This window comes from Enterobacter sp. N18-03635 (assembly GCF_004006055.1).
In the GTDB taxonomy this organism is placed as follows: Bacteria; Pseudomonadota; Gammaproteobacteria; order Enterobacterales; family Enterobacteriaceae; genus Enterobacter; species Enterobacter vonholyi.
Map to the genome: position 1 here is coordinate 3,551,739 of NZ_CP034769.1, position 23,865 is coordinate 3,575,603.

Below are 23,865 nucleotides of genomic sequence, written 5' to 3' on the forward strand. Positions count from 1 at the left end.
CTTTAACGCTATTCATTTCGCGTGATAGCAGAACTTTAACCCCTCATAAGAATATATTTCATTGTGCGAGTGATATAATATATTTTATATCAAAAATGTTACCCTAACTTAAATGCATATTAAGCACACTTAAACAACAACGTTAATCATTATATTGAAAATGCCCCCTACCAATTATCATACTGCGTTAATCATATTTAGAAGCAGCATCACAATAAAAAAACAAAAGCATACAAAACAATAGCTTATGCAATTTAAATTATTAACACCCCCCATGTATTAATGCCCTCTTCATTGTTTTGGCACTTATTTACGAAAGCTTAAGTTGCACACCTATCGTTTTCTGTCTATATCATTTTTATATTCCGAAAAATAATTCCTCTATTAAATACAGGGTTTTATAAGACGCAAAACACCCATAAAAACTGTTCTCTTTTATAAGTCATTAGATTCGCTCTGATGTTGCCACTCTGAATTCTGGCGGGCATCGTGCGCGCAAAAAACGACGGTGAGTGCTGCGTTATAACAGCGACTGCGCCGGGGGCGCCCTTTACCTTCTGCAGAGATGGCTCGTCTTGCTCGCCGTTCATGACACATCTGCTGGAGTAATACCTAAATGAGCCAAATCTCTGTTATTTCAAAACTTACTGGCGTGGAAACGACCACGGAAGGCACACAGGTTACGCTGAGCCATTCCTCTGTCGTTGAGCTTCATGTCGAGCGAGCGAGCGTCTCTCACTTCGCGCGAAATGGTAACGATCTGCTGGTTACGCTCCACTCCGGCGAGGTGATCACCCTTAAAAATTTCTATGTCGCGGACGCGCAGGGCGTGAGCCAGCTGGTGCTGCAGGACAGCCAGGGCGCTTTATGGTGGATTGAAGATCCAACCGGAGCCGCCACGTACGAATCCATCGCGTCCACGGACGTGCTGCTTGCGGCATCAGGAAGTGATGCCGGTGGCGCCGCCATCTGGCCGTGGGCCCTGGGCGGGATTGCCGCTGCGGGCGGCATCGCGGCGGCGGCAAGCACCGGCGGCGGTGGTGGTGATAATGGCAGCAGTAACAATTCGGCCGATCCGGATACGACAGCGCCGAACGCGCCTTCGGGCCTTAAGTTTTCTTCAGATGGCAAAACGGTCACCGGTACCGCAGAACCCGGCAGTACCATCACGCTGAAAGACGCGAACGGTAACGTCATTGGCACAGGAAAAACGGGCAGCGATGGCAATTTTACCGTCTCTCTCGACACGCCGTTGACCAACGGCGAGCAGGTGACCGCCACCGCGACGGATAACGCCGGGAATACCAGCCCGGGTACGAATCTTACCGCCCCGGACACCACTGCGCCCGATGCGCCAGCCATCACCAGCGTAACTGACGATACGGCTCCACAGACGGGGGCAGTCAGCAACGGTGGCAGCACCAACGATCAGCGTCCGCAGCTTACCGGCACCGGTGAAGCGGGCTCGACCGTGACGATTTATGACGGCGGGATCGCCATTGGTACGGCGGTCGTCGCCAGCAACGGCACCTGGACCTTTACCCCTTCAGTTGATCTAAGCGAAAGCACTCACCAGATTACCGTGCGGGCAACCGACGCTGCCGGCAACACCGGGCCTGCCTCGCCGGTGTTTACCCTGACGGTGGATCTTACTCCGCCGGACGCCCCGACCGCGATTGTGCTGACCGACGATACGGGCGTTATCAAGGGAACCATCACGTCGGGCGCGCCTACCGATGCTTCACTGCCGATCCTGGCGGGAACGGGCGAGCCCGGCGGAACCATCACTATTTACGATAACGGCGTGGTGGTTGGCACAACGACGGTACTGCCCAACGGCACCTGGAGCGTAACGCCGAACGGTCCGCTTCCGGACGGGACGCACTCCATAACCGTCACTGAAACCGATGCCGCCGGAAACCTGAGCGCGACCTCAGAGCCTGTCATCTTCACCGTGGACACCACGCCGCCGTTAGCCCCTGGAAACCTCGTGGTTTCAAATGATGGCGGCACCATCAGCGGTACCGCAGAGCCGGGCAGCACGGTGACCATCCGTGAAGGCGGCGCACTCGTTGGCACTCCAGTTGTTGCCGATAGTCAGGGTAACTTCAGCCTGACGCTGACCCCACCGAAGCTCAACGGCGAAATCCTGACCGCTGACGCCACCGACACGGCTGGCAACACGAGTCCTACCACCTCCGCGGCGGCACCGGATATTACTCCACCGCAGACGCCAGTTATCGTGTCGGTTGTTGATGACGTACAGACCTCCACCGGCCCCGTGGGCCCGAACGGGATCACCAACGACCGGGCGCCGACCGTGAACGGGACGGGCGAAGCGGGCTCGACCATCACGATTTATAACGGCAGCGATGTCCTCGGTACGGTGGTTGTTCCCTCTTCCGGCCTGTGGAGCTTTACGCCGCCCGCACCGCTAACCGATGGCACGTACGTGCTGACGGCGAAGGCGACGGACCCCGCCGGTAACCCGAGCGGGTTATCAGACTCCTGGACAATTGACGTCGACGGGACGGCACCTGGCGCCCCGGTGATTTCACAAGTCGTGGACGATGTCCCCGGGCGCACAGGCACGATCGACCTGAATGGGACCACCAACGACACCACCCCGACGCTCAGCGGTACCGCCGAAGCAAACGCGACTGTCACCGTGCGCGTGGACGGTGTTGCTATTGGTACGACCGTCGCCAATGGCCTTGGCGTATGGATCTTTACCCCTTCCACCCCGATCGGTGAAGGCCCCCATGATCTTACCGCCGTCTCGACCGATGCGGCAGGCAACACCAGCGGCGTCTCCAACACCTGGACTCTGACGGTTGACAGCGTGGCGCCTGCTGCCCCAATCATCACCCAGGTGGTGGATGATGTGCCGGAACGCCTCGGCGCGCTCAACCCTAACGACAGCACTAACGACACCACGCCGACGCTCAACGGCACGGCTGAACCCGGCTCAACCGTCACCATCCGCCTCGATGGCACCGATCTTGTCACGGTTCCGGTCGACAACAATGGCGCGTGGACCTATACCCTCACGACGCCTCTTATCAGTGGGCCTCATACCTTTACCGTTGTCGCCACCGATACGGCGGGTAACACCAGCCAGCCGTCAGGCGGCTTCACCCTGACCGTCGATACCACGCCACCAGTGGCGGCAACCATCGGCACCGTGACTGATGACGTCGGCGGCGTTCAGGGTCCGCTCAGCAGCGGCGATACCACGGATGACACCAAACCGCAGCTGCAGGGCACCGCTCCGGCCGATGCGACGATCACCGTTTATGACGGCACCACCCTGCTCGGCACCGCCACCCTCGACGGCAACGGCGGCTGGAGCTTTACGCCCGTTACCCCGCTCACCGACGGCCCGCATTCGCTGACGGTTCACGCCACCGATGCCGCGGGCAATACCACCATCTCCAGCCCGTTTGTGTTGACGGTAGATACCGTCGCGCCTGTCACGCCGGACGTGCCGGCCATCACCGTCAATCCTGACGGAACAGAAACAACGCTGAACCCGGGCGAAACCACCCGCGACACCACGCCAACCCTGAGCGGTACCGGCACGGCCGGCGATACCGTGACGATCTACAACAACGGCGTCAAAATCGGCGATGCTGTCGTGGACAATACCGGCAGCTGGTCGTGGACACCATCAACCCCGCTGCCCGGCGGTACCTATGACATCACCCTGACCGTCACCAACGTGGACGGCACGGGCAACGAAAGCGCCCCGTCTCAGCCGGTTACCATCACCATTGATACCGAGGCGCCGGCTACGCCTGCGGCACCGACCGTCACCGACAGCGTCACCCAGATCACCGGCCCCGTACCCGAAGGCGGAACCACCAACGATCCGCGCCCGGTCCTGAGCGGCACCGGGACGCCGAACGATGTCATCAACATCACTGACACCGTCAACGGCATATCGACCGTCGTGGGCACCGTCACGGTAGACAGCAGCGGCAACTGGAGCTGGCGTCCTGGCAGCGACATTGCCGAGGGCAGCCACGCCTTTACCGCCACCGCCACCGATGAAGCGGGCAATATCTCTGACCCGTCGTCAGCGATTACGATCATCGTGGATACCCTAGCGCCGGATACACCGGTGATTAGTGCAGTGGGCGGCGCGCCTGATGGTGGCTTTATCACAGATACCACACCGACAGTGGGAGGAACCGGCGTTAACGGTGAGACGGTGATCGTCTACAACAACGGCGTCGAGCTGGGTCGTGTCGTGGTGGCTAATGGAGAATGGAGCCTGACGCTCCCCACGCAAACGGACGGCCCGCTCAACATTACCGTAGCGGGAGTGGACGCAGCGGGTAACCTCAGCGCGCCGAGTTCAGTCTTTACCGTCACGCTCGATACCGTTGCGCCTGAGATCCCCGTCATTAGTGCGGTAGCCGACAGCCAGCTGTCCAGTAACGTGCTCTACACGAAGGACGGCACGCCAACTCTTACCGGGACCGGTGAACCCGGCACCACCGTTATCGTTTCCGTAGACGGCACACCGTCTACAGTGCTTGTGACGGTCCAGCCGGGCGGCACCTGGAGCTGGACCGCCGACACGACGTTGCCGGATGGTCCTCATACGTTCACCGTCTCTTCCAGCGATCCAGCAGGTAATTCCTCCGGTGATTCAGTACCGCTGAGCGTGACGGTGGATACTGCCGCACCTGCCGACCCGGTCAACATGGCTCTGGCTCAGGAAGGAACGCCGCTGACCGGTACAGGTGAAATAGGAAGTACTATTACCGTGAAAGATAGCGGTGGCACGGTCATTGGTACCGGCGTTGTCGGTAGCGACGGCAGCTTCTCGATTGCGCTGAGTCCGGCGCAGCTGGATCCGACCACGCTGACCGTGAACGCTACGGACGCCGCAGGGAATGCCAGCGCGGGCGTGCCTTTTGTCGTCACCGACTCGTCGCTTGAGCTACCGCAGGTGCCCGTCATCACGGCGATCGTCGATGACGCGGATCCGATAACTGGCGATGTGAAAGGCAAAACGACCAACGACACCACGCCAACGCTTACCGGCACGGCCGAAGCGGGCAGCCTGATTACCATCTATCAGGACGGTAGCACGACGTCATTGACGACGGTGACCGCCGACGGCAGCGGCAACTGGAGCTATACGCCGGCGACGCTTGGCGAGGGGCTGCACACCTTTGAAGTGACTGCGACCCTCAACGGCCAGACCAGCGGCCGCTCTCCGGCGGCCAGCGTCACCGTCGACCTCACCGCACCGGGCACGCCAACTATCGGCGCGGTGATTGACGACGTCGGTCCGGGCACCGGCCCGCTGACCAGCGGCCAGACCACCAACGACAACCAGCCGACCCTCACCGGCACCGGCGCGGTGGGCGATACCATCTCCATCTACAACAACGGGACGCTGCTGGGCAGCGTGCTGGTAGGCAGCACCGGCACCTGGAGCTACACCACGCCCACCCTGGCAGAGGGCAACCATGTCCTGACCATCCGCGCGACCGATCCTGCGGGGAATCAGAGCGGCCCTTCGGCGGGCTTCACCGTCGTGGTGGACTCCGTTTCCGCCACGCCGGTCATCACCAACGTCACGGATAATGTCGGCAACGCCGCCACCACGGTGGTCAGCGGCAGCGAAACGAACGACGCCACGCCAACCCTTTCGGGGACAGCGGACGCAAACAGCGTGGTGACAATTTTCGACGGCGGCACCCAGATTGCCGTGGTAACGGCTGACGGCACCGGCGCATGGACGTTTACCCCTGACACCGCGCTCGGCGAAGGCTCGCACAGCTTCACCGTCCGGGCGACCGACCCGCTGGGCAACGTCAGCGCGGTCTCTGCTCCCTGGAGCGTGGTGGTTGACCTGACCGCTCCGACGGTTCCGACGCTGGATAATGTAAACGACGACATCCCTGGCGGCGTCCAGGGTAACCTCACCAGCGGCCAGGTAACCAACGACAGCACCCCAACCATCAGCGGCACCGGGCTGGCGGGCAGCACTATCCACATCATGAATAACGGCACGCAGATTGGTACAACGACCGTTGACGGAAGCGGGAACTGGTCCTTTACGCCGACCGCGCCGCTGAGCGACGGCAGCTACTCCCTGCGCGCGTATGCAACGGATACCGCAGGCAACGCCTCGGCGAACTCATCGGTCTTCGCTTTTACCATTGATACCGCAGCCCCCGGCGTACCGGTGGTGACCAGCGTGATTGACGATGTCGGTCCGGTCACCGGGACGCTCACGTCGGGTAACAGCACCAACGACGCGCGTCCAACCTTCAACGGCACGGGCGAAGTGGGTTCTACCGTGCACGTGATCGTTGATGGCAACGAAATTGGCACTGCGGTGGTCAATGCCCAGGGCAGCTGGACCTTTACCCCGGGTACCGATCTGGGCGAAGGGCCACACGCCATCACCTTCAACGCCACCGATGCGGCAGGCAATACCGGCGGCACGACGACGCCGTTTACCCTGACGGTGGATACGGGCGTGCCGTCGGCGCCGATCATTTCGACCGCGGGTGACAACGTGGGCAGCATTCAAACCCCGCTCTCTTCGGGGCAGAGCACCGACGACACCACGCCGACGCTGAACGGCACCGCGACCGCCAACGCCACGGTCACCGTTTATGAGAACGGGCAGCCGGTCGGCACCGTTCAGGCGGACGGTACAGGAGCATGGAGCTTTACGCCATCAGCACCGCTGGGCAACGGCAGCCATACCTGGACCGCCACGGTCACCGATGCAGCGGGCAACGTCAGCCCGACCTCGCCGGGCTTTACCCTGATTGTTGATACCGCGGCACCAAACGCGCCGGTTATCAGCCAGGCGGTAGACGACGTGGGCAGCATCACCGGCCCGCTAACGTCCGGGCAAACAACCGACGATACCGTTCCGCGCCTTGTCGGGACCAGCGAACCGTTTGCCACCGTGAAAATCTATGAGGGAACTACGCTTGTCGGAACAGGCACTGCGGATAACAACGGGAGCTGGAGTATCTTGCTCAACACCACGCTGACCGCGGGCGCGCACAGCTTCACCGCGCAGGCGACGGATGCGGCGGGCAATACCAGCCTGTCGTCCACCAGCTTCAACCTCACCGTTGACACCACGCCGCCTGCGCTGCCGGTGCTGACCAGCATTCTGGATGACGTGGGCAATGCGGCGACGCCGGTTGCAAACGGCGGGTTCACCAACGACGCGCAGCCAACCCTCAGCGGCACGGCGGAAGCCGGGTCGACGGTGAAAATCTTTGATAACGGCGTACAGATCGGCAGCGTGACGGCGACCGGCGGCGCGTGGAGCTTTACGCCATCTCCGGCGCTGAGCAACGGCGCGCACACGTTGACCTTTACCGCCACCGATGCGGTGGGCAACGCCAGCGCACCTACCGCCGGGTATGTGATTAACGTCGATACCCTCGCGCCGGGCGCGCCGGTCATCAGTTCGGTGATTGATGATGTCGGCAGCGTTATCGGTCCGGTGACCGGTACGAATCCGACCAACGATACGCGCCCAACGCTAAGCGGGACAGCCGAAGCGAATGCCACGGTCAGGATCTACGATGGTATTACGCTGGTCGGCACGGTGACCGCCGATGGCAACGGCAACTGGACCCTGCCGCAAACCACCACGCTGACGCAGGGCACGCATAACTTCACCGCCACGGCCACCGATGCGGCAGGCAACACCAGCGCTGCGTCAGGCGTGACGACGATTATCGTCGATACGACCGCCCCAACGGCGCCGACCGGGACCCTCAACGCCGACGGTAGCGTCCTGACCGGGAGCGCGGAGGCGGGCAGTACCGTCACAATCCGCCTTGCGGACGGCTCGACGGTGACCGCCATTGCGGGCAGCAACGGCACCTACAGCTACACCTTCATTAACAAACAGATCGAAGGCCAGACGCTGCAGATCACCGCTACCGACGCCGCGGGCAACACCTCCCTGCCGGGCTCCGTCCTTGCGCCGGTGTTGCCGCTCTCCGCCAGCAATAACGTTGAAGAGCTAAACCTCAGCACCACGGCGACCGTGACCAACAGCCAGTACAGCGACTACGGCTTCCTGCTGGTCGGCGCCGTGGGCAACGTCCTGACGCTGCTGGGCAATGACACCGCGCAGGTGAACTTTACGGTGGGCAACGGCGGCAGCGCGGATATCGTGGTGAATGCTAACGCTACGGGGGCGGTGCTCTCTCTGCTCAACACTCTTGAGCTGGTAGTTCAGCACTACGTCAACGGCGTATGGACTACCGTGGTGGATACCGGCCAACCGCAGTTTGCCGATCTCCTGACCCTCGGCGCTACCGGCGTCTCACTGAACCTGACCGGGCTGGCCGACGGTAACTACCGCGTGCTTAGCTATAACACCAACCTGCTGGCAACCGGCTCCTACACCAGCCTCGACGTGGCGGTGAAAGAGACCGGTCCGGGTACGGTTACCGGCGATACCAGTCTCAACGGCAACGTGATCCTCGATACGGATCCGACCGCCGGCAGCGACAACGCGCCGGCCGGAACCACTATCTCCACGGTGACTAACGCGCAGGGCGTTACCACCAGCGTGAACGCCGACGGCACGGTGATCCAGGGCAAATACGGTACGCTGACCATCAACCGCGACGGCAGCTATACCTATAACCTGACCGACACCAGCGCCGCGGTCGTTGGCCGGACGGAGAGCTTCACCTACACCATCACCCATAACGGCGTCAGCGCGTCGGCGAACCTGGTGCTGTCTCTGGGTGCCGGTACGGTAATCAACGGCATTGTGGCAGTGGACGACACGGCCTCGCTGACCTTTGACACCACCGTGAGTGAGGTGAATAACGGCGCCTCGTCTCAGAACGGTTTTACCCTGGTGGGCATTAATCTCGGCAGCACGCTGGGGCTTAACCTGCTGGACGACATGACCAGCCCGATCATCTACAACGTGGAGGAAGGGACGACCCGCACCATGACCATCCAGGCCTCCGTGGGCGGCGTGGCGCTGGCGTCGGTGTTCGACCTGTACGTCTATAAGTTCAACAATGCGACCCAGACCTTCGAGCAGGTTCGCGTCGAGTCGGGCTGGCTGCGCGCCCCGCTGCTGGGGGGTACGTCACCGCAGCTGACGCTGAACCTGCCTGCCGGGGAGTATCTGTTCCTGCTGAATACCGCATCCGGGATCGCCGTACTGACGGCCTACACGCTTAACGTCCTGCAGGACCATGTCTACAGCGTGGCGAGCATCAGCGAAACCACCACGGGCGACGTGCTGGCGAATGATCCGGTTCCAGCGGGCACGCTGGTTACCGAAGTGAACGGCGTGGCGGTCAACAGCAGTGGAACCACCACCATTCAGGGAGAATACGGCACGCTGACCATCAATTCGTCCGGTCAGTACACCTATACCCTGAGAAGCGGCGTGGGGGCGGACCATATCAGCACGCCGGATACCTTCGTCTACACCGTTACCGCGCCTGACGGCTCGAAGGATACGGCATCGCTCAACATCACCCCAACCGCGCAGGCGATGAATGCGGTGAACGATGTCAGCGCCACGATGGACCTTACCTCGGTACATCACACGTCGGTCTACTCGGATACGACCGTGGGCACCGCCAGCTGGACGACGGCCCTGCTCTCGTCAACCCAGGGCAGCGGCAGCGGAACCTTCGTGGTCGACGCGAACACCGCGCTGCACAACGCGTCGCTGCACTTTAGCGTGGCATCGCTGCTGTCGCTGACCGGGTTGACGGTGAACTGGTCCATCAGCGACGGCTCGGGCGTGATCCGCAGCGGCTCCTTCAGCGGGGCCTCGCTGCTGGGCGGCAGTATCGACGTCGCGCTGACCGGGCTGGATCTCAACGCCGGAACCTATACGCTGAACTTTACCGGTAGCGTCCCGGGGCTGAGCGTCGGAAACATCACCATTACCCCAAGCGTGAACGGCACCACCTACTCGCTGAGTAATTTCGACGTCACCGGCAGCCACACCGTCAACGGCAATATCTTTGACGGCACCGACTCCGGCGGCGTGCTGGATCAGCTCCACTCGGTGGATACCCGTCTGAGCGTGACCGGCTACAACGGCGTGACCACCACGCTGGATCCGTATACCGGCAGCGCAACGGTGAACATTGTCGGCCACTACGGCACGCTGGCGATCGGCGCTGACGGCCATTACACCTATACCCTCAACAGCGGGGTATCGCTCTCAACCATGACCTCGAAGGAGACCTTCAACTACACCCTGACCGACTCTGCCGGAAGAACGGACAGCGCCACGCTGACCATCAATATGGCGCCGCAGTTCATCAGCTCTGAGCATAACGACGCCATCACCGGTACGGCCTACGGCGATACGCTGATTTACCAGGTGCTGAACAGCACGGTGGGCAACGGTACGGGAGGTAACACCAGCAGTGCCGCGGGCGATCACTGGACCGGCTTCTCGCTGGCGCAGGGCGACAAGATCGACATCGGCGATCTGCTGGTGGGCTGGAACGGTAGCGCCGCGACGCTCGGGAATTATCTCCATGTCACTAATAGTAATGGCAATACCGTGATCTCCATCGACCGTGATGGTGCAGGGGGCACCTACACTAATACCACGCTCGTTACGCTTGATGGCGTTCAGACCACCTACGACGAGCTTGTTAACCAGCAACACATCATTACCTGATACCACCTGCAAGAGATGACCCGGGCGCGCAGCGCCCGGGCATAAATAATAAAGCCGTATTTTTTTATAGGGACATGACATGGGAATGAAGATGCCTTACTGGTGGCTCTCGTGCTGCCTGATATCTGTGCCCGCTTTCTGCGCAAATCCGGCGGCCACCATCAATACCGGACAGCTTCGCGAAACGCAGGAACTCCCCTCGCTCAACGGCCGCGTCGCACCTGCGGCTGGCAAAGCCGCACCCGGTTCATTGCAGCTTGGCGATGCCGTTAACCGCGCCGTCACCTGGCACCCGGCCATCAGCGAAGCCGTGGGGAAACTCTACCAGCAGAGCGAAGAGGTAGACGTCGCTAAGTCAAAATACTATCCGCAGATTAATGCCGGCGTGGACAACGGTTATTCCCACGACGGCGACCAGAACGGCTTTACGCCGTCGCTGGTGCTTTCTCTCTCACAGATGCTCTACGACTTTGGCAAAGTGGCAAGCCAGGTACGCGCCGAGAGCGCCGGCGTTGCCCAGCAGCAGGCCAACGTGCTGGTGAGTATCGACACTATCGCCCACGATACCGCCGTCGCCATGGTGCAGGTGCAAACCTGGCAGCAGATGGTTGAGACCGCTAAAGAGCAGCTCGACGCCCTCTCCTCTATCGGCACGCTGACCCGCCAGCGTAACGACGAAGGGGCCACATCGCTCTCTGACGTGGTGCAGACCGATGCCCGAATCGAAGGCGCGCGAGCCCAGCTGATGCAGTACCAGGCCAGCCTGGACAGCGCCCGCGCCACGCTGATGAGCTTTCTCGGCTGGAACAGCCTGAACGCGATAAGCAATGACTTTCCGCAAAAGCTGGGCCGGAGCTGCGACATCGCCGAGCCGGACGACCGTCTGGTTCCCGCCGTTCTCGCCGCCTGGGCGCAGGCTAACGTCGCCCAGGCTAACCTGGACTATGCCGACGCGCAGATGACGCCAACCGTCTCGCTGGAGCCGGAGGTGCGCCACTACATGAACGATCGCTACGCGGGCAGCGACACGCGGGATCGCACCCAGTATTCCGCATGGGTGAAAGTTCAGATGCCGCTTTATCAGGGCGGCGGCCTCACCGCACGGCGTAACGCAGCCGGACACGCGGTGGAGGCGGCGCAGTCCACCATTCAGCGCACGCGTCTTGATGTCCGCCAGAAACTGCTGGAAGCCCGCAGCCAGGTGATGAGCCTGCAAAGCACGCTGCAAATTCAGGGCCGTCAGGAGGCGCTCAGCGCCCGCACCCGCGAACTGTACCAGCAGCAGTATCTTGACCTCGGCTCGCGCCCGCTGCTCGACGTGCTCAACGCCGAACAGGAGGTTTATCAGGCGCGCTTCACCCAGCAGCAGACCCTCGGTCAGCTGCACCAGCTGCAGCTCAACTGCCTGTATAACACCGGACAGCTGCGTCACGCGTTCGATCTTGATAACCGCACCATCCAGACCGTGGAGATCCAGCCATGAAGCAGCGTGATATCCCGCAAGGTGAAAACATGACGGATGAGGCGCTGGCGCAGTGGGCACAGGCCTTTGGTTTTGTTGCCACGCGCTATCGCGTCGCCTGCTCGCCCGGCGCGCTGATTGCAGGCGCACCCTGGCTGAAAGGCAAACCGATGGTGCCCGCCCTCACCCAGCTGGCCCGCGAAGCAGGGCTGTCGTTTCAGCTCCTTACCGACGATCGACAGGCGATCAACAGCTGGCGTCTGCCGGTTGTCGTAGCGATGAATGACGGCAGGATCGGCGTGATCGAGCATTTCGACGGGGACGATACGCTGGAAGTCAGCTTTTTCGACGACGAGACCTACACCAACCGGCTGTCGATGACGGCGATGCTGCCCGCTATACGCCACGTTATTGCCCTGCGTCCACTCGCCGCGTTGAAGGACAGCCGCGTGGATGCCTATATCTCCAAATATCGTCCGGACTGGCTCTACCGGCTGGTGATGCGCGATCTCCGCCCCTACAGCTGGGTGATGCTCGCCGCGCTGTTTATCAACGTGCTGTCGCTCTCCGGGATCGTCTTTTCCATGCAGGTCTATGACCGGGTGATCCCCGCACAGTCCTACCCGACGCTGTACGTCCTGACCATCGGGGTGCTGATTGCCACCCTGTTTGGTTTTGTGCTGCGCGTGGCGCGCGGGCACATTATGGATCTGCTGGGCAAGCGCTCGGATATGCGCGTTTCGGATCGCGTATTCGGCCACGCTCTGCGGCTGCGCAACAGCGCGATCCCCCGCTCCACCGGCAGCTTTATCTCACAGCTGCGCGAGCTGGAGCAGATCCGTGAGATGGTGACCTCATCCACCATCTCGACAATTGTCGACCTGCCCTTCTTTTTACTGTTCGTGGTGGTGCTGGCGATCATCGCCCCGCAGCTGGCGTGGATCGCCCCGGTCGCGGCGGTGATCATGGTCCTGCCCGGCCTGCTGCTGCAGAAGAAGCTGGCGGAGCTGGCAAAGCAGTCGGCCCATGAATCAACCCTGCGCAACGCGGTGCTGGTGGAGAGCGTGCAGGGCCTGGAGGACATCAAGCTGATGCAGGCGGAAAACCGCTTTTTGCAGCAGTGGAACAGCTATATCCAGATCACCGCGGAATCCGGCCTGCGCACTCGCGAGCTGACGCAGAACCTGATCAGCTGGGGGATGACCATTCAGAGCCTGGTCTACGCCGGGGTGATTGTGGTCGGCGCGCCGATGGTGATCGACGGTACCCTGACCACCGGCTCGGTGGTCGCCGCGTCGATGCTGGCTTCCCGCATGATCGCCCCAATGGCGACGCTGTGCGGCGTGCTGGCGCGCTGGCAGCAGGTCAAAGCCGCAAAAGAGGGGCTGGACAGCATCATGCAGCTTCCCACCGAAAACCAGCGCGAGGAGACGCCGATCCGCCAGGACGTCCTGCGCGGACACTATCTTTTCGAGCAGGCGCAGTTCCGCTATCAGCCGGACGATCCGCGCATGGCGCTGCGCATTAACCGCCTGGAGATAAGGCCGGGAGAAAAAGTGGCGATCCTCGGGCGCAACGGCGCGGGCAAATCAACCCTGCTGCAGGCGATGGCGGGCGGGATGGACCTGGCGGCGGGCGAACTGCGGCTCGACGGCTTCAGCCTGCCGCATCTCGACGTGGCGGACGTGCGGCGCAACGTCGGCTTTATGACCCAGAACGCGCGGCTGTTTTACGGCACCCTGCGCGAAAACATCACCCTCGGCATGCCGCGCGCCACCGACGAAGAAATTTTCGAGGCGCTGGAGCTGACCGGCGCGGCGGGCTTCGTCCAGAAGCTGCCCAAGGGGCTGGACTATCCGATCATGGAAAACGGCGTAGGGCTCTCCGGCGGGCAGCGCCAGTCGATTCTGCTGGCGCGAATGCTCCTGCGCGATCCGAATATTGTGCTGATGGATGAACCCACCGCGTCGCTGGATGAGCACACCGAGCGGGAATTCATCCAGCGCCTGGGCGACTGGCTCGGGCATCGCACCCTGATCGTCGCCACGCACCGCGTACCGGTTCTGGAACTGGTGGAGCGCGTCGTGGTGTTAAAAGAAGGCATGCTGGTGATGGACGCACCAAAAGCCCAGGCGCTGAGCAACAGCCGTATGCAGCAGCAACAGCAGCAGGCAGCAACCGGACGGGAGTGGAAAAATGAAAATCAGTCAGCGTGACGTGGCGGCAATGGACGATCTGGATAACGCCCTCGACTCCGAAAGCGGCTACACCGGCGCGCGCCGGATCGTGATCTTCTCGCTGCTGATGTTTGTAGTGCTGGGCGTCTGGGCATGGTTTGGCGTGCTGGATGAGGTGTCAACCGGTTCGGGTAAAGTGATCCCCAGCTCGCGCGAGCAGGTCTTACAGTCTCTCGACGGCGGGATCCTCACCGAGCTGAACGTCCACGAAGGCGATCAGGTGCAGGCCGGACAGGTGCTGGCGCGGCTTGACCCGACGCGTTCTGAGTCGAACGTCGGCGAAAGCGCGGCGCGCTACCGGGCCTCACTGGCCTCCAGCGCCCGCCTGTACGCCGAGGTAAACGATCTGCCGCTGAAATTCCCGCCTTCGCTGGCGAAATGGCCGGATCTGATTGCCGACGAAACCCGGCTTTACAACTCGCGCCGCGCGCAGCTGGAGGATACCCAGCGGGAGCTTCGCGCCGCGTTAGATCTCGCCAATAAAGAGCTGGCCATTACCCAGCGGCTGGTGAAAACCGGGGCCGCCAGCCACGTGGAGGTGCTGCGCCTGCAGCGGCAGAAAAGCGATCTGGAGCTGAAGCTCACCGACGTGCGTTCGCAGTATTACGTCCAGGCGCGCGAGGCGTTATCCAAAGCCAACGCTGAGGTGGATATGGTTTCAGCCATCCTCAAGGGCCGCCAGGATTCCGTCACCCGTCTGACGGTAAAATCCCCGGTGCGCGGGATCGTGAAAAATATCAAGGTGACCACCATCGGCGGGGTGATCCCGCCCAACGGCGAGCTGATGGAGATTGTGCCGGTGGACGATCACCTGCTGATCGAAACTCGCCTGTCGCCGCGCGATATCGCCTTTATCCACCCGAACCAGGAGGCGCTGGTCAAAATCACCGCCTACGATTACGCCATTTACGGCGGCCTGCACGGGGTCGTTGAGACGATTTCTCCGGATACCATTCAGGATGAGGCCAAGCCGGAGGTGTTCTATTACAGGGTGTTTATCCGCACCAGTCAGGATTACCTGGTCAATAAGGCGGGCAGGCACTTCTCGATTGTACCGGGGATGATTGCGACGGTGGACATTAAGACCGGAGAGAAAACGGTGCTGGATTATCTGATTAAACCGTTCAACCGGGCGAAAGAGGCGCTAAGGGAGCGATAGCCAATCGCCGGGTGGTACCCGGCCTACATCCCCCCAGGCCCTTGCAAGCGAAGCGCCGCCGGGCATTAAACCGCACGCCAGAACTGGAACCTGCCTCGGAGGATTAATCTTTAGTCATGCATCCCACTTCCCTTCAGCCATCGCCCAGGTAATATTAACCGCAGACAAAACGCACTTGCGCACAGTGCAGGAGTGCATTACTATTCATTCAGCTTCACGGACTGGAGCTCGCCAGCATTATGATTAGTTATTTTCGGGATCAATGGCTTGAGGATTTTTTTCTTTACGGCAGATCGAGCAATGTTATCCCTTCAAATCTGGAAACAGCGCTTGCGAGAAAGCTCGATATCATCAGGGCAGCAACCTCGCACAGGGATTTGCGATCGCCACCGGGTAATATGTATGAAGCATTGAATCCTCCGCTGAAGGGCTATTCCTCCATCCGGGTAAACAGGCAATACAGGCTCGTATTTCGCTGGAAAGAGGGTAAAGCAGAAGATCTGTACCTCTCTCCACACAAGTACACGCAACACAAGTGAGGCATCATCTATGACACTTCAACAGGCACTCCGCAAACCCACCACGCCGGGCGACGTGTTGCAGTATGAGTATCTTGAACCGCTCAATCTGAAAATCAGCGATCTGGCGGAGATGCTCAATGTTCACCGCAACACCATCAGCGCGCTGGTCAATAACAATCGCAAGCTTACTGCCGATATGGCGATCAAGCTGGCAAAAGCCTTTGATACCACGATTGAATTCTGGCTGAACTTACAGCTGAACGTCGATATCTGGGAAGCGCAATCTAACGCCAGGACGCAGGAGGAACTAAGCCGTATAAAGACCGTTGCGGACGTCATGGCTAAGCGAAAATCTGGCCAACCGGATGTAGCCTGACCCGAACAGGCGCGGAGATCTTACTCCGCCGGGCGAGGTGCGGCGCTGTTATACACGCCAATATAACGCGCAAATTTCCCAATAAACACACCGGCAAACACGCCGCCGGAGACGATCGCCAGCGCGCTCATGGCAGGCTGCTGCATCGTCTGGGGAGAGACTGCGCTCATCACGCCCAGCACATACTTCACCCCGAACGCCAGCATCATAAACGGCAGCGCGGTGTAGTCCGCCTGGCGGTAAATGCTTCTCGGCGCCTCTGCGCGGGTGATAACCGCCTGCTTAATCAGAACATACCCCAGCGCGGCCCCGGCGAGGATCCCCGCCGTCCACAATGCGACTGTCCCGGGGGTTAACGTGCGGTAAACCACCAGATCGTAGATATCCCAGATTAGAAATATTGCCGGAATGATGGCAAGCCTCTCCAGCGAAACGGTGGCAGGCCTGCGGGCTTTAATGCCGCGAGAGATGAGGAAGATAAACAGCACCCACACCCAGACGGGCGTGTGCGTCACAACACCGATCAGAAATTCAAACATGGAGTTCTCCATGGACGATTGCGGCCCGTGCCGCCCTGAACGCGTATTGCGCATAACGGCAAAACCACCGTTATGCGCAGGTCTTTTACAGCGATTTTTTCAGGCGTTGAACCGCTTCCTTCAGCTCTTCATCCGTTGGCGTGACAAATGACATACGCAGCGTTGAATGGTCTGGCTCATTGCAGTAGAAAAATTCGCCCGGCACAAATACTACGCCGTTACTTAACGTTTTTTCCAGCCAGCGGGTGGTATTACTACCATTTTTCATATTCGCCCACAGGAACATGCCGCCCTTCGGCTTGTGGAAAGACATCACGTCGCCAAGCTCGGCCTCCAGCTCGGTTGCGAACGTCTGGTATTTCTGGCGATAGGCTTCGCGGATCGTTTTAATCTGAGCGGGCAGACGACCGGTTTTCAGGTACTCATACGTCATCAGCTGCGACAGCGTGCTGGTGTGCAGATCGGTGGTTTGCTTAAGGTTGACCACCGCACGCTTCAGCCACTCCGGTACCAGCACCCAGCCCACGCGGGTTCCGGGAGCGAGGATTTTAGAGAAGGTGGAGGTATACACCACGTTCTCTTCATTACCGATATCTTTGGCGTGAGCAATCAACGGGCGGAACACTTCGTCGGTGTAATTAATTTCGCTGTACGGATCGTCTTCAATAATCACGAAGTCATAGCGCTTCGAGAGTTCCACCAGCTGTTTACGACGCGCCTCAGAAAGCGTCACGCCGCCAGGATTACCAAAGGTTGGAACGATATAGACCGCTTTGATGGTTTTCTTTGCCACCAACGCCTCAAGTTCATCAACCTTCATGCCGTCGCCGTCGGTGCCAACGGATTCAAAATTCGCCTGCGCCAGGCCGAATACCTGCAGCGCAGCAAGATAGGTTGGACGCTCGACGACGACAATATCGCCCGGATTAATCAAAGCACGCGCCAGCACGTCGAGGGACTGCTGTGAACCAGAGGTCACGACCACGTCATCCGCCTTACAGCGAATGCCTCGCCCCTCGCAAATACGCTGAATCTCTTCCCGCAGTCCCGGCACGCCTTCGGTCAGGCCGTACTGGAATGCCTCGCCAAAATGCTGAGATAACACGGCATCAGCGGCAATTTTCAGGCCTTCGTGATCGAACAAGGCCGGATTCGGAATCCCCCCACCGAGCGAAATGACGCCGGCCATTTTGCTATGTTTTAATAATTCACGGATGGCAGATGATTGCAGGCCCTGCGCGCTGCTGGCGAGTTTACTCACAGACATTCTTTGCTTACCTTCTTTTTTTATAGTGTGCCCAATCTTAGCAGAATATGGGCGATAAATTCCGTAAGCTTAGGCAGTTGACGTAAATCCTGACGCCACAATAAATGCACGGGTCTCGGCGCCGGAATATACTCTTCCAGCACCCGAACCAGCCTGCCGCTTTCCAGATCTTCCGCCACCAGCACCTCCGGCTGCAGCAGCAGTCCCGCTCCGGCTCTCGCGGCCATCCGGAGCCCGTAGCCGTCATTACATTTTAAGACCGCATCCCGCTTCCAGCGCACCTCGCCCTCGACGCCAGGCAGCCGCCACTCGTTGCGCGCGGTCCACACGCTGTGGGACAGGCAGAGATGATCCACCAGATCGGCAGGGGTTTGCGGCGTACCGTAGCGTGCCAGGTAGTCCGGCGCGGCGCAGATCACCATCCGGTAAGGGCAGAGGTATTTCGCCACCAGATCGTCGTTGTGAATGTCGCCAATACGAATGGCCAGATCGATACCCTCCTCCACCAGATCCACCATCCGGTTGGTGAGATCCAGCTCGATGCGCACTTCCGGGTAGCGCTGCAAAAAGGAGGCCGTAAGCGGCGCGATCGCGCTGCCGCCGAACGAGGTGGGCGCCGTCACGCGCAGGGTGCCTGACGGTGCGGCGCGCAGGCGTTCCACGGCGCTTTCGGCGATCGCGACCTGCTCCAGCACCCGCTTCGCCTCGTCGAAATAGACCCGTCCGGCGTCGGTCAGGCTCTGGCGCCGCGTGTTACGCTCCAGCAGGCGGGTGCCAAGCTGGGATTCCAGCAGCGCAACGTACTTCCCCACCATCACCGCCGACATCTCGAGCCGTGCTGCCGCGCCGGTGAAGCTGCCGCTTTCAACCACCGCAATAAAGGTCTCCATGCTGCGAAGCTTATCCATATTCCAAACCTCTGGTTAGCAATCTTCTAACTTTAGCCCAGTTTATCCGTATTTTAATTTATTAAAGAATGAAGGCTCACAACAGAAGGAGTCGGCTATGAAAATCGTCATTATTGGTGCCAGCGGTACGGTTGGTCGTGCGGTAACGGAAGAGCTGAGTCGTCGCCACGAGGTCATCCGCGTCGGCCGCACGCAGGGCGACGAGCAGGTAGATATCACCTCTCAGGCGAGCGTTCAGGCGCTGTTCGAGAAAATCGGTCCGGTGGATGCCATTGTGTCCGCCAGCGGTGGCCTCTACTTTGGCCCGCTCGCGACCATGAAAGATAGCGACTTTAACCAGGGGCTACAGGATAAGCTGCTAGGACAGGTGCGCCTGGCGCTGACCGGCCAGCACTACCTGAACGAAGGCGGCTCGATTACGCTGATAAGCGGAATTGTGGCGCACGAGCCGATTGCGCAGGGCGTAAATGCCACCACGGTGAATGCGGCGCTGGAAGGGTTTGTTCGCGCCGCAGCCTGCGAATTGCCGCGCGGGATCCGCATCAACCTGATTAGCCCGACGGTTCTCACCGAATCCGTCGAAACGTACGATGGCTTCTTCCCGGGCTTCGAAAGCGTGCCTGCCGCGACGGTGGCGCAAGCCTATCGCCGCAGCGTGGAAGGCGTGCAGAGCGGGCGGGTATACAAGGTCGGCTACTGAGCCGTGCGCGCGGCGATCGGCACCAGCATCGGGCGTGGAAGCTGCGCTTACCCGGCCTACAGAAGTGCGGCCTGATGCCATCCCCCCTCTCCCACAGGGAGAGGGAGAAATGCACATCAACCCACAACGCCCCAGACGAGGTTGCCCTTGTGGAACGTTGCGGTACGCGGAGAGATGCGCGCCACGGCTTCGGCGGAACAGGAGGCGTCCACCAGCACAAAGCTGGCGTCATCCTGCGCTTTCGGCCACACGCGCTCGCCTTTGTCGTTCAGCGGCAGCACGTCGCCGGTCGCGATACCTAATGCGCGGGAGAGCGTCTGCTCGTTCGGGCGGATGTAGAGCTGGGCGTAGAGATTCGCTTTTTCCAGCATGTCCCCCAGACCGTACGGCGACCAGTGGTCGATCACGCTGTCGGTTCCCGTCATCACAAACACGCCCTTGTCCCGCAGCTGCTTCAGCGGCATATGCAGGGTGCCAATCGGCACGGTGGAGGCGATGGTCACCTGCTGCGCCGCCATGCGGGTGGCGATCTCATCCACCTGCTTTTCGTTAAGCGTCGCCAGCGCAAAGGCGTGGCTGATGGTCAGCTTCCCCTTCAGCTCCGGCGTTTTCTCCACGGTTTCGATCATGTAGTTCACCGCCGCCACGCCCGCCGGGCTGGTCTCGTGCAGATGAATATCCACTCCTTTGTCGTAGTCCAGCGCAATCTGGAACATCAGGTCGAGAGATTTCTCCATCGCGCCGTCAACGTTGGTTGGATCCAGCCCGCCCACGTAGTGCGCCCCGGCCTGCATCGCCTCGCGCATCAGCTTTTCGGAATGGGACAGCAGCAGCCCGTGCTGTGGGAAGGCGACGATTTCACAGTCAAAGCCGGGCTTACGGCGCGCCAGGACCGCCTGCAGGTTTTCGAGATTCTTCAGGCCGGAGGTCGGCTCGATATTGCAATGGCTGCGGGCGATGGTGGAGCCTTTCGACTGGATCAGATCGATCAGCTTTTCCGCACGCTCCTGGGTGTAGGGCTGAAGCTCCGGCAGCAGCTTCTGTTCCAGGCGGATCATATCCTGAATGGTGGTACCTGCCGGGCGGTTGAGGGAACGCCACGGGCCACCGTAAAAGGTTTTATCCAGGTGGATGTGCATGTCGCGCATTGCCGGGAGCATCAGCTTGTTGCCCGCATCGTAGTGCGGCAGCGTGGCGTCGGCGTGGCGCTTGTTGTCGCGCAGGGCGACGATCTTCCCGTCTTGAATCTCAAGCGTTTTCAGCTCGGTGCGGGTGCTCGTTGCCACGCCACCGTCGAAGTTAAAGCCGGCTTCGAGCAGCACGTTGTCCAGATAGTAATGTTTCGCGGTGATGGTCATCGGTTTACCCGTCTCGCAGGTTGGCTTTGCGGAGACGGCAGCATACGCGACGGATCCGGTCGCGCCAAACAGCGCGCAGGCGGTCACCATTTTGCCGCTCTGGCTGATGAATTCACGGCGGCTTTTATTTTCACTCATCTTATCTTCCTTCATTAATAATATGGGTACCGGTTTCCCCGCGCAGCGCGGCGGGCAGGCAGTCCGGCAAGGTGATGATCACGCGCTTGCCGCCGTGGTGTAAAAACGCCAGCGAGGCGACGATTTTGGGTAGCATGCTGCCCGCTGGGAAATGGCCCTCGTCTTTGTAACGCGTCATCTGCGCCACGCTCACCGTGTCCAGCGCCTGCTGGTTTGGCTTGCCGAAGTGGATGCACACCTTCTCCACGCCGGTGGTAATCACCAGCACGTCGGCGCGGATCTCGCGCGCCAGCAGCGCGGTGGAGAGATCTTTATCAATCACCGCGTCGACGCTCTGGTAATCGCCCTGCTCAGTGCGCACCACCGGAATACCGCCGCCGCCCGCGCCGATGACCACAAAACCTTTCTGCGTTAGCGCCTTAATCGCATCCGCCTCGACGATGCGCAGCGGCTGGGGCGAGGCTACCACGCGACGATATCCCCGGCCCGAATCCTCAACAAAGTGCCAGTCCGGGTGCGCGCGCTGCAGTTCGTCGCGCTGCGCCTCGCTGAAGAACGCGCCGATCGGCTTCGTGGGGTGCGCAAAGCCGGGATCGTTTTTATCCACTTCCACCTGCGTGACGACCGTGACCGCCTTTTGCTCGCCGCGCGCGGCAAGGCGGTTGTTCAGCGCCTGCTGGATCAGGTAGCCAATGCCGCCCTGGGTGTCCGCCACGCAGTTTGCCAGCGGCGTGAGGGGAAGCCCCTCCCGCTCGTGGGCGATTTCAGCACGGCGCAGATCCAGCCCCACCTGAGGGCCGTTGCCGTGGGTGAGCACGATGTCATAGTCGGAGGCCAGCATTTCCAGCACCGACTCTGCCACCGCTTTCACCGCCTGCGCCTGATGTTCAACCGACTGGCTGGCGTTGTCTTTGATAATGCTGTTGCCGCCGATGGCAACGACCATAAGCTCTTTCATACGTGTTCCTTCGCAACATTACCCGACGCAGCGCTCGCAACTTCCCGGCTGTCGAGAAAATGCTTCACCACAAACATGCCGCCCATCATCAGATACGCGGTGACGAACATCAGCGAACTGCCTTCGGCAAAGCCCACCACCGGGGCGTGGATCACCCCGAACAGCGCCAGCAGCGCCCCGCCCGCCGCAGCCACGGCACCGCGCAGCGGTTTGTTGATGATGGCAAAAATGGCGATACAGCCCCACAGCATGCTGGCGAGCGGTGCCCCGTTCCCCAGATGGACTAATCCTTCGTAGTAGATCCCTTTGCTGTGCAGCACGTCGGTACCGATTTTGGCGGCATTCGTGCCCGCCGCTCCCATCACGCTGTTCATCATGGTCAGCGCCCAGTTGGCGATCCACGGGAACAGGCAGATGAAGATCACCGGCACTTCCACTTTCGGCGTTTCCCTCACCACCTGGTTGGCGGTAACCACGCCGATAAACACCAGAATCGGCACGATGGCGGTCATCGGAATGATGGCGAGCATAAACGCCCCCAGCCCGAACAGCGGCACGATGAACATGGTCACGCCGGAGGCCAGCGTGTAGCCGATGCTGGCCCCCATCGCTTTCCAGCCGGGATGGCCGACGTAAACCGTCACCGGGAACGGGTTCCCCATCAGGCAGCCGAGCATGGAGGCCAGACCGTTCGCCAGCATGACTTTACGCGTCGGGTATTCATCCCCCGCCGCGTGGGCGCTTTCGATGTTCTCCAGGTCAAAGATGTAGTTCGCCAGCCCCAGCGGTACGGCAGAGGCAAGATACGGCAGCGCGTGCGGCAGGCCCTGCAGGAAGCCTTCCACATGCACCTGCGGCGGGTTAAAGCCGAAGGATGACATGGACGCTTTAATCGCTTCCGGGCTTTGCAGGCCGGAGATCCACGCCAGTGCGGTACCGGCTATCAGCAACAGCAGGCCGGTAGGGATTCTGGCGAAAATCGGCTTTTTGCCAAACCAGTTGATGAAGATCAGCAGCAGGACGATGAACGACACGGTCGGCGCTTCAAACGCCTGCAGCATCGGGTTCATCGCCAGCAGCAGCAGGCCTAAACCGGAGAGGCACGACAGCAGCACGGTGCGCGGGATCATCTTGCGGATGGTTTCGCCCAGGAATGAACCGCCCGCAAGAATCATCGCCTCAACGAAGCACCAGACCAGGCCAATCTGAATAGCGAACTCCGCATCGCCCGTTTGCTGATACACCGGCATCAGCACCAGGAAGGTCACGGTAAAAATTGACGGCGCGCTGGGGCCGGACGGCAGCGCGGTGACGTCCGTGCGCCCGGTCTGGCGCGCCATCTGCATGCCGAACCACGCGTAGCAGATACTCGCGGCCAGCACCGCCAGCCCGAAGGCCGGCGCGATGCGTCCATAAACAATCTCCTTCGGGATGCCGACGACAAAAATGAGCAACCCCATCATGGTCAGCAAATTGGTCAGGTTGTTGGTCATCAACCCGAAATAAGCCGCCCAGTCACCTCTTTTCCACTCCAGCTTCATGTTTTTCATGGATGCAT

At 60.6% G+C, this 23,865-nt stretch carries 13 protein-coding genes; 7 read left to right on the forward strand and 6 right to left on the reverse strand.

The annotated features are described in order from the left end of the window. Positions 1–616 precede the first annotated feature (616 nt). From ELK40_RS17720 to ELK40_RS17745, 6 genes are all read left to right on the forward strand, one after another. Positions 617–10,684 (forward strand): BapA/Bap/LapF family large adhesin, encoded by a 10,068-nt coding sequence (locus ELK40_RS17720; RefSeq protein WP_127732080.1) that lies wholly within the window; start codon positions 617–619, stop codon positions 10,682–10,684. A gap of 79 nt (positions 10,685–10,763) precedes the next feature. Beyond that, a complete protein-coding gene (locus ELK40_RS17725) occupies positions 10,764–12,167 on the forward strand; it encodes a TolC family outer membrane protein (protein WP_111965879.1) in 1,404 nt (467 codons plus the stop codon). Then, a complete protein-coding gene (locus ELK40_RS17730) occupies positions 12,164–14,362 on the forward strand; it encodes a type I secretion system permease/ATPase (RefSeq protein WP_115876107.1) in 2,199 nt (732 codons plus the stop codon). The genes ELK40_RS17725 and ELK40_RS17730 overlap by 4 nt, the downstream gene beginning before the upstream one ends. A 10-nt stretch (positions 14,363–14,372) precedes the next feature. Then, entirely contained in the window at positions 14,373–15,542 is a 1,170-nt protein-coding gene (locus ELK40_RS17735) for an HlyD family efflux transporter periplasmic adaptor subunit (protein ID WP_086374946.1), read from the forward strand. A 239-nt stretch (positions 15,543–15,781) separates the two neighbouring features. Beyond that, positions 15,782–16,081, forward strand: coding sequence for a type II toxin-antitoxin system RelE/ParE family toxin (locus ELK40_RS17740; protein ID WP_127732082.1), 300 nt, complete (start codon positions 15,782–15,784; stop codon positions 16,079–16,081). 10 nt (positions 16,082–16,091) lie between these two features. Beyond that, positions 16,092–16,439 (forward strand): HigA family addiction module antitoxin, encoded by a 348-nt coding sequence (locus ELK40_RS17745; protein ID WP_063408808.1) that lies wholly within the window; start codon positions 16,092–16,094, stop codon positions 16,437–16,439. Positions 16,440–16,459: 20 nt separating this feature from the next. Here ELK40_RS17745 and ELK40_RS17750 read toward each other — a convergent pair whose 3' ends face one another. The 3 genes from ELK40_RS17750 to ELK40_RS17760 all read right to left on the reverse strand — a co-directional run bounded on the left by ELK40_RS17750 (position 16,460) and on the right by ELK40_RS17760 (position 19,153). Beyond that, positions 16,460–16,978 carry a DUF6622 family protein gene (locus ELK40_RS17750; RefSeq protein ID WP_115876108.1) on the reverse strand — a complete coding sequence of 173 codons (519 nt, stop codon included), beginning with the start codon at positions 16,976–16,978 and terminating at the stop codon, positions 16,460–16,462. 85 nt (positions 16,979–17,063) lie between these two features. Then, positions 17,064–18,245, reverse strand: coding sequence for a PLP-dependent aminotransferase family protein (locus ELK40_RS17755; RefSeq protein WP_115876109.1), 1,182 nt, complete (start codon positions 18,243–18,245; stop codon positions 17,064–17,066). A gap of 20 nt (positions 18,246–18,265) precedes the next feature. After that, positions 18,266–19,153: a LysR family transcriptional regulator gene (locus ELK40_RS17760; protein ID WP_115876110.1), complete on the reverse strand. Its 888-nt coding sequence runs from the start codon at positions 19,151–19,153 to the stop codon at positions 18,266–18,268. A 97-nt stretch (positions 19,154–19,250) separates the two neighbouring features. Here ELK40_RS17760 and ELK40_RS17765 point away from each other — a divergent pair, with 97 nt between their 5' ends. Beyond that, the gene (locus ELK40_RS17765; protein WP_023308908.1) at positions 19,251–19,853 is read left to right on the forward strand and encodes a short chain dehydrogenase; all 603 of its coding nucleotides are present in this window, start codon (positions 19,251–19,253) and stop codon (positions 19,851–19,853) included. 116 nt (positions 19,854–19,969) lie between these two features. Here the strand turns inward: ELK40_RS17765 and ELK40_RS17770 are convergent, their stop codons facing one another. The 3 genes from ELK40_RS17770 to ELK40_RS17780 are packed head-to-tail and all read right to left on the reverse strand — an operon-like array spanning position 19,970 to position 23,857. Continuing rightward, positions 19,970–21,349 (reverse strand): amidohydrolase family protein, encoded by a 1,380-nt coding sequence (locus ELK40_RS17770; protein WP_115876111.1) that lies wholly within the window; start codon positions 21,347–21,349, stop codon positions 19,970–19,972. A gap of 1 nt (position 21,350) precedes the next feature. Further along, complete coding sequence (locus ELK40_RS17775) at positions 21,351–22,307, reverse strand: carbamate kinase family protein (protein WP_115876112.1); 957 nt, start codon at positions 22,305–22,307, stop codon at positions 21,351–21,353. Continuing rightward, entirely contained in the window at positions 22,304–23,857 is a 1,554-nt protein-coding gene (locus ELK40_RS17780; protein WP_115876113.1) for a xanthine permease, read from the reverse strand. Before ELK40_RS17780 ends, ELK40_RS17775 begins: the two co-directional genes overlap by 4 nt. Between the last annotated feature and the right edge of the window lie 8 nt (positions 23,858–23,865).

What these genes read in the sequence shown, in the direction of transcription:
- ELK40_RS17720 (WP_127732080.1), top strand. Translation starts at nt 617, where the DNA reads ATGAGCCAAATCTCTGTTATTTCAAAACTTACTGGCGTGGAAACGACC.
- ELK40_RS17725 (WP_111965879.1), top strand. Translation starts at nt 10,764, where the DNA reads ATGGGAATGAAGATGCCTTACTGGTGGCTCTCGTGCTGCCTGATATCT.
- ELK40_RS17730 (WP_115876107.1), top strand. Translation starts at nt 12,164, where the DNA reads ATGAAGCAGCGTGATATCCCGCAAGGTGAAAACATGACGGATGAGGCG.
- ELK40_RS17735 (WP_086374946.1), top strand. Translation starts at nt 14,373, where the DNA reads ATGGACGATCTGGATAACGCCCTCGACTCCGAAAGCGGCTACACCGGC.
- ELK40_RS17740 (WP_127732082.1), top strand. Translation starts at nt 15,782, where the DNA reads ATGATTAGTTATTTTCGGGATCAATGGCTTGAGGATTTTTTTCTTTAC.
- ELK40_RS17745 (WP_063408808.1), top strand. Translation starts at nt 16,092, where the DNA reads ATGACACTTCAACAGGCACTCCGCAAACCCACCACGCCGGGCGACGTG.
- ELK40_RS17750 (WP_115876108.1), bottom strand. Translation starts at nt 16,978, where the DNA reads ATGTTTGAATTTCTGATCGGTGTTGTGACGCACACGCCCGTCTGGGTG.
- ELK40_RS17755 (WP_115876109.1), bottom strand. Translation starts at nt 18,245, where the DNA reads ATGTCTGTGAGTAAACTCGCCAGCAGCGCGCAGGGCCTGCAATCATCT.
- ELK40_RS17760 (WP_115876110.1), bottom strand. Translation starts at nt 19,153, where the DNA reads ATGGATAAGCTTCGCAGCATGGAGACCTTTATTGCGGTGGTTGAAAGC.
- ELK40_RS17765 (WP_023308908.1), top strand. Translation starts at nt 19,251, where the DNA reads ATGAAAATCGTCATTATTGGTGCCAGCGGTACGGTTGGTCGTGCGGTA.
- ELK40_RS17770 (WP_115876111.1), bottom strand. Translation starts at nt 21,349, where the DNA reads ATGAGTGAAAATAAAAGCCGCCGTGAATTCATCAGCCAGAGCGGCAAA.
- ELK40_RS17775 (WP_115876112.1), bottom strand. Translation starts at nt 22,307, where the DNA reads ATGAAAGAGCTTATGGTCGTTGCCATCGGCGGCAACAGCATTATCAAA.
- ELK40_RS17780 (WP_115876113.1), bottom strand. Translation starts at nt 23,857, where the DNA reads ATGAAAAACATGAAGCTGGAGTGGAAAAGAGGTGACTGGGCGGCTTAT.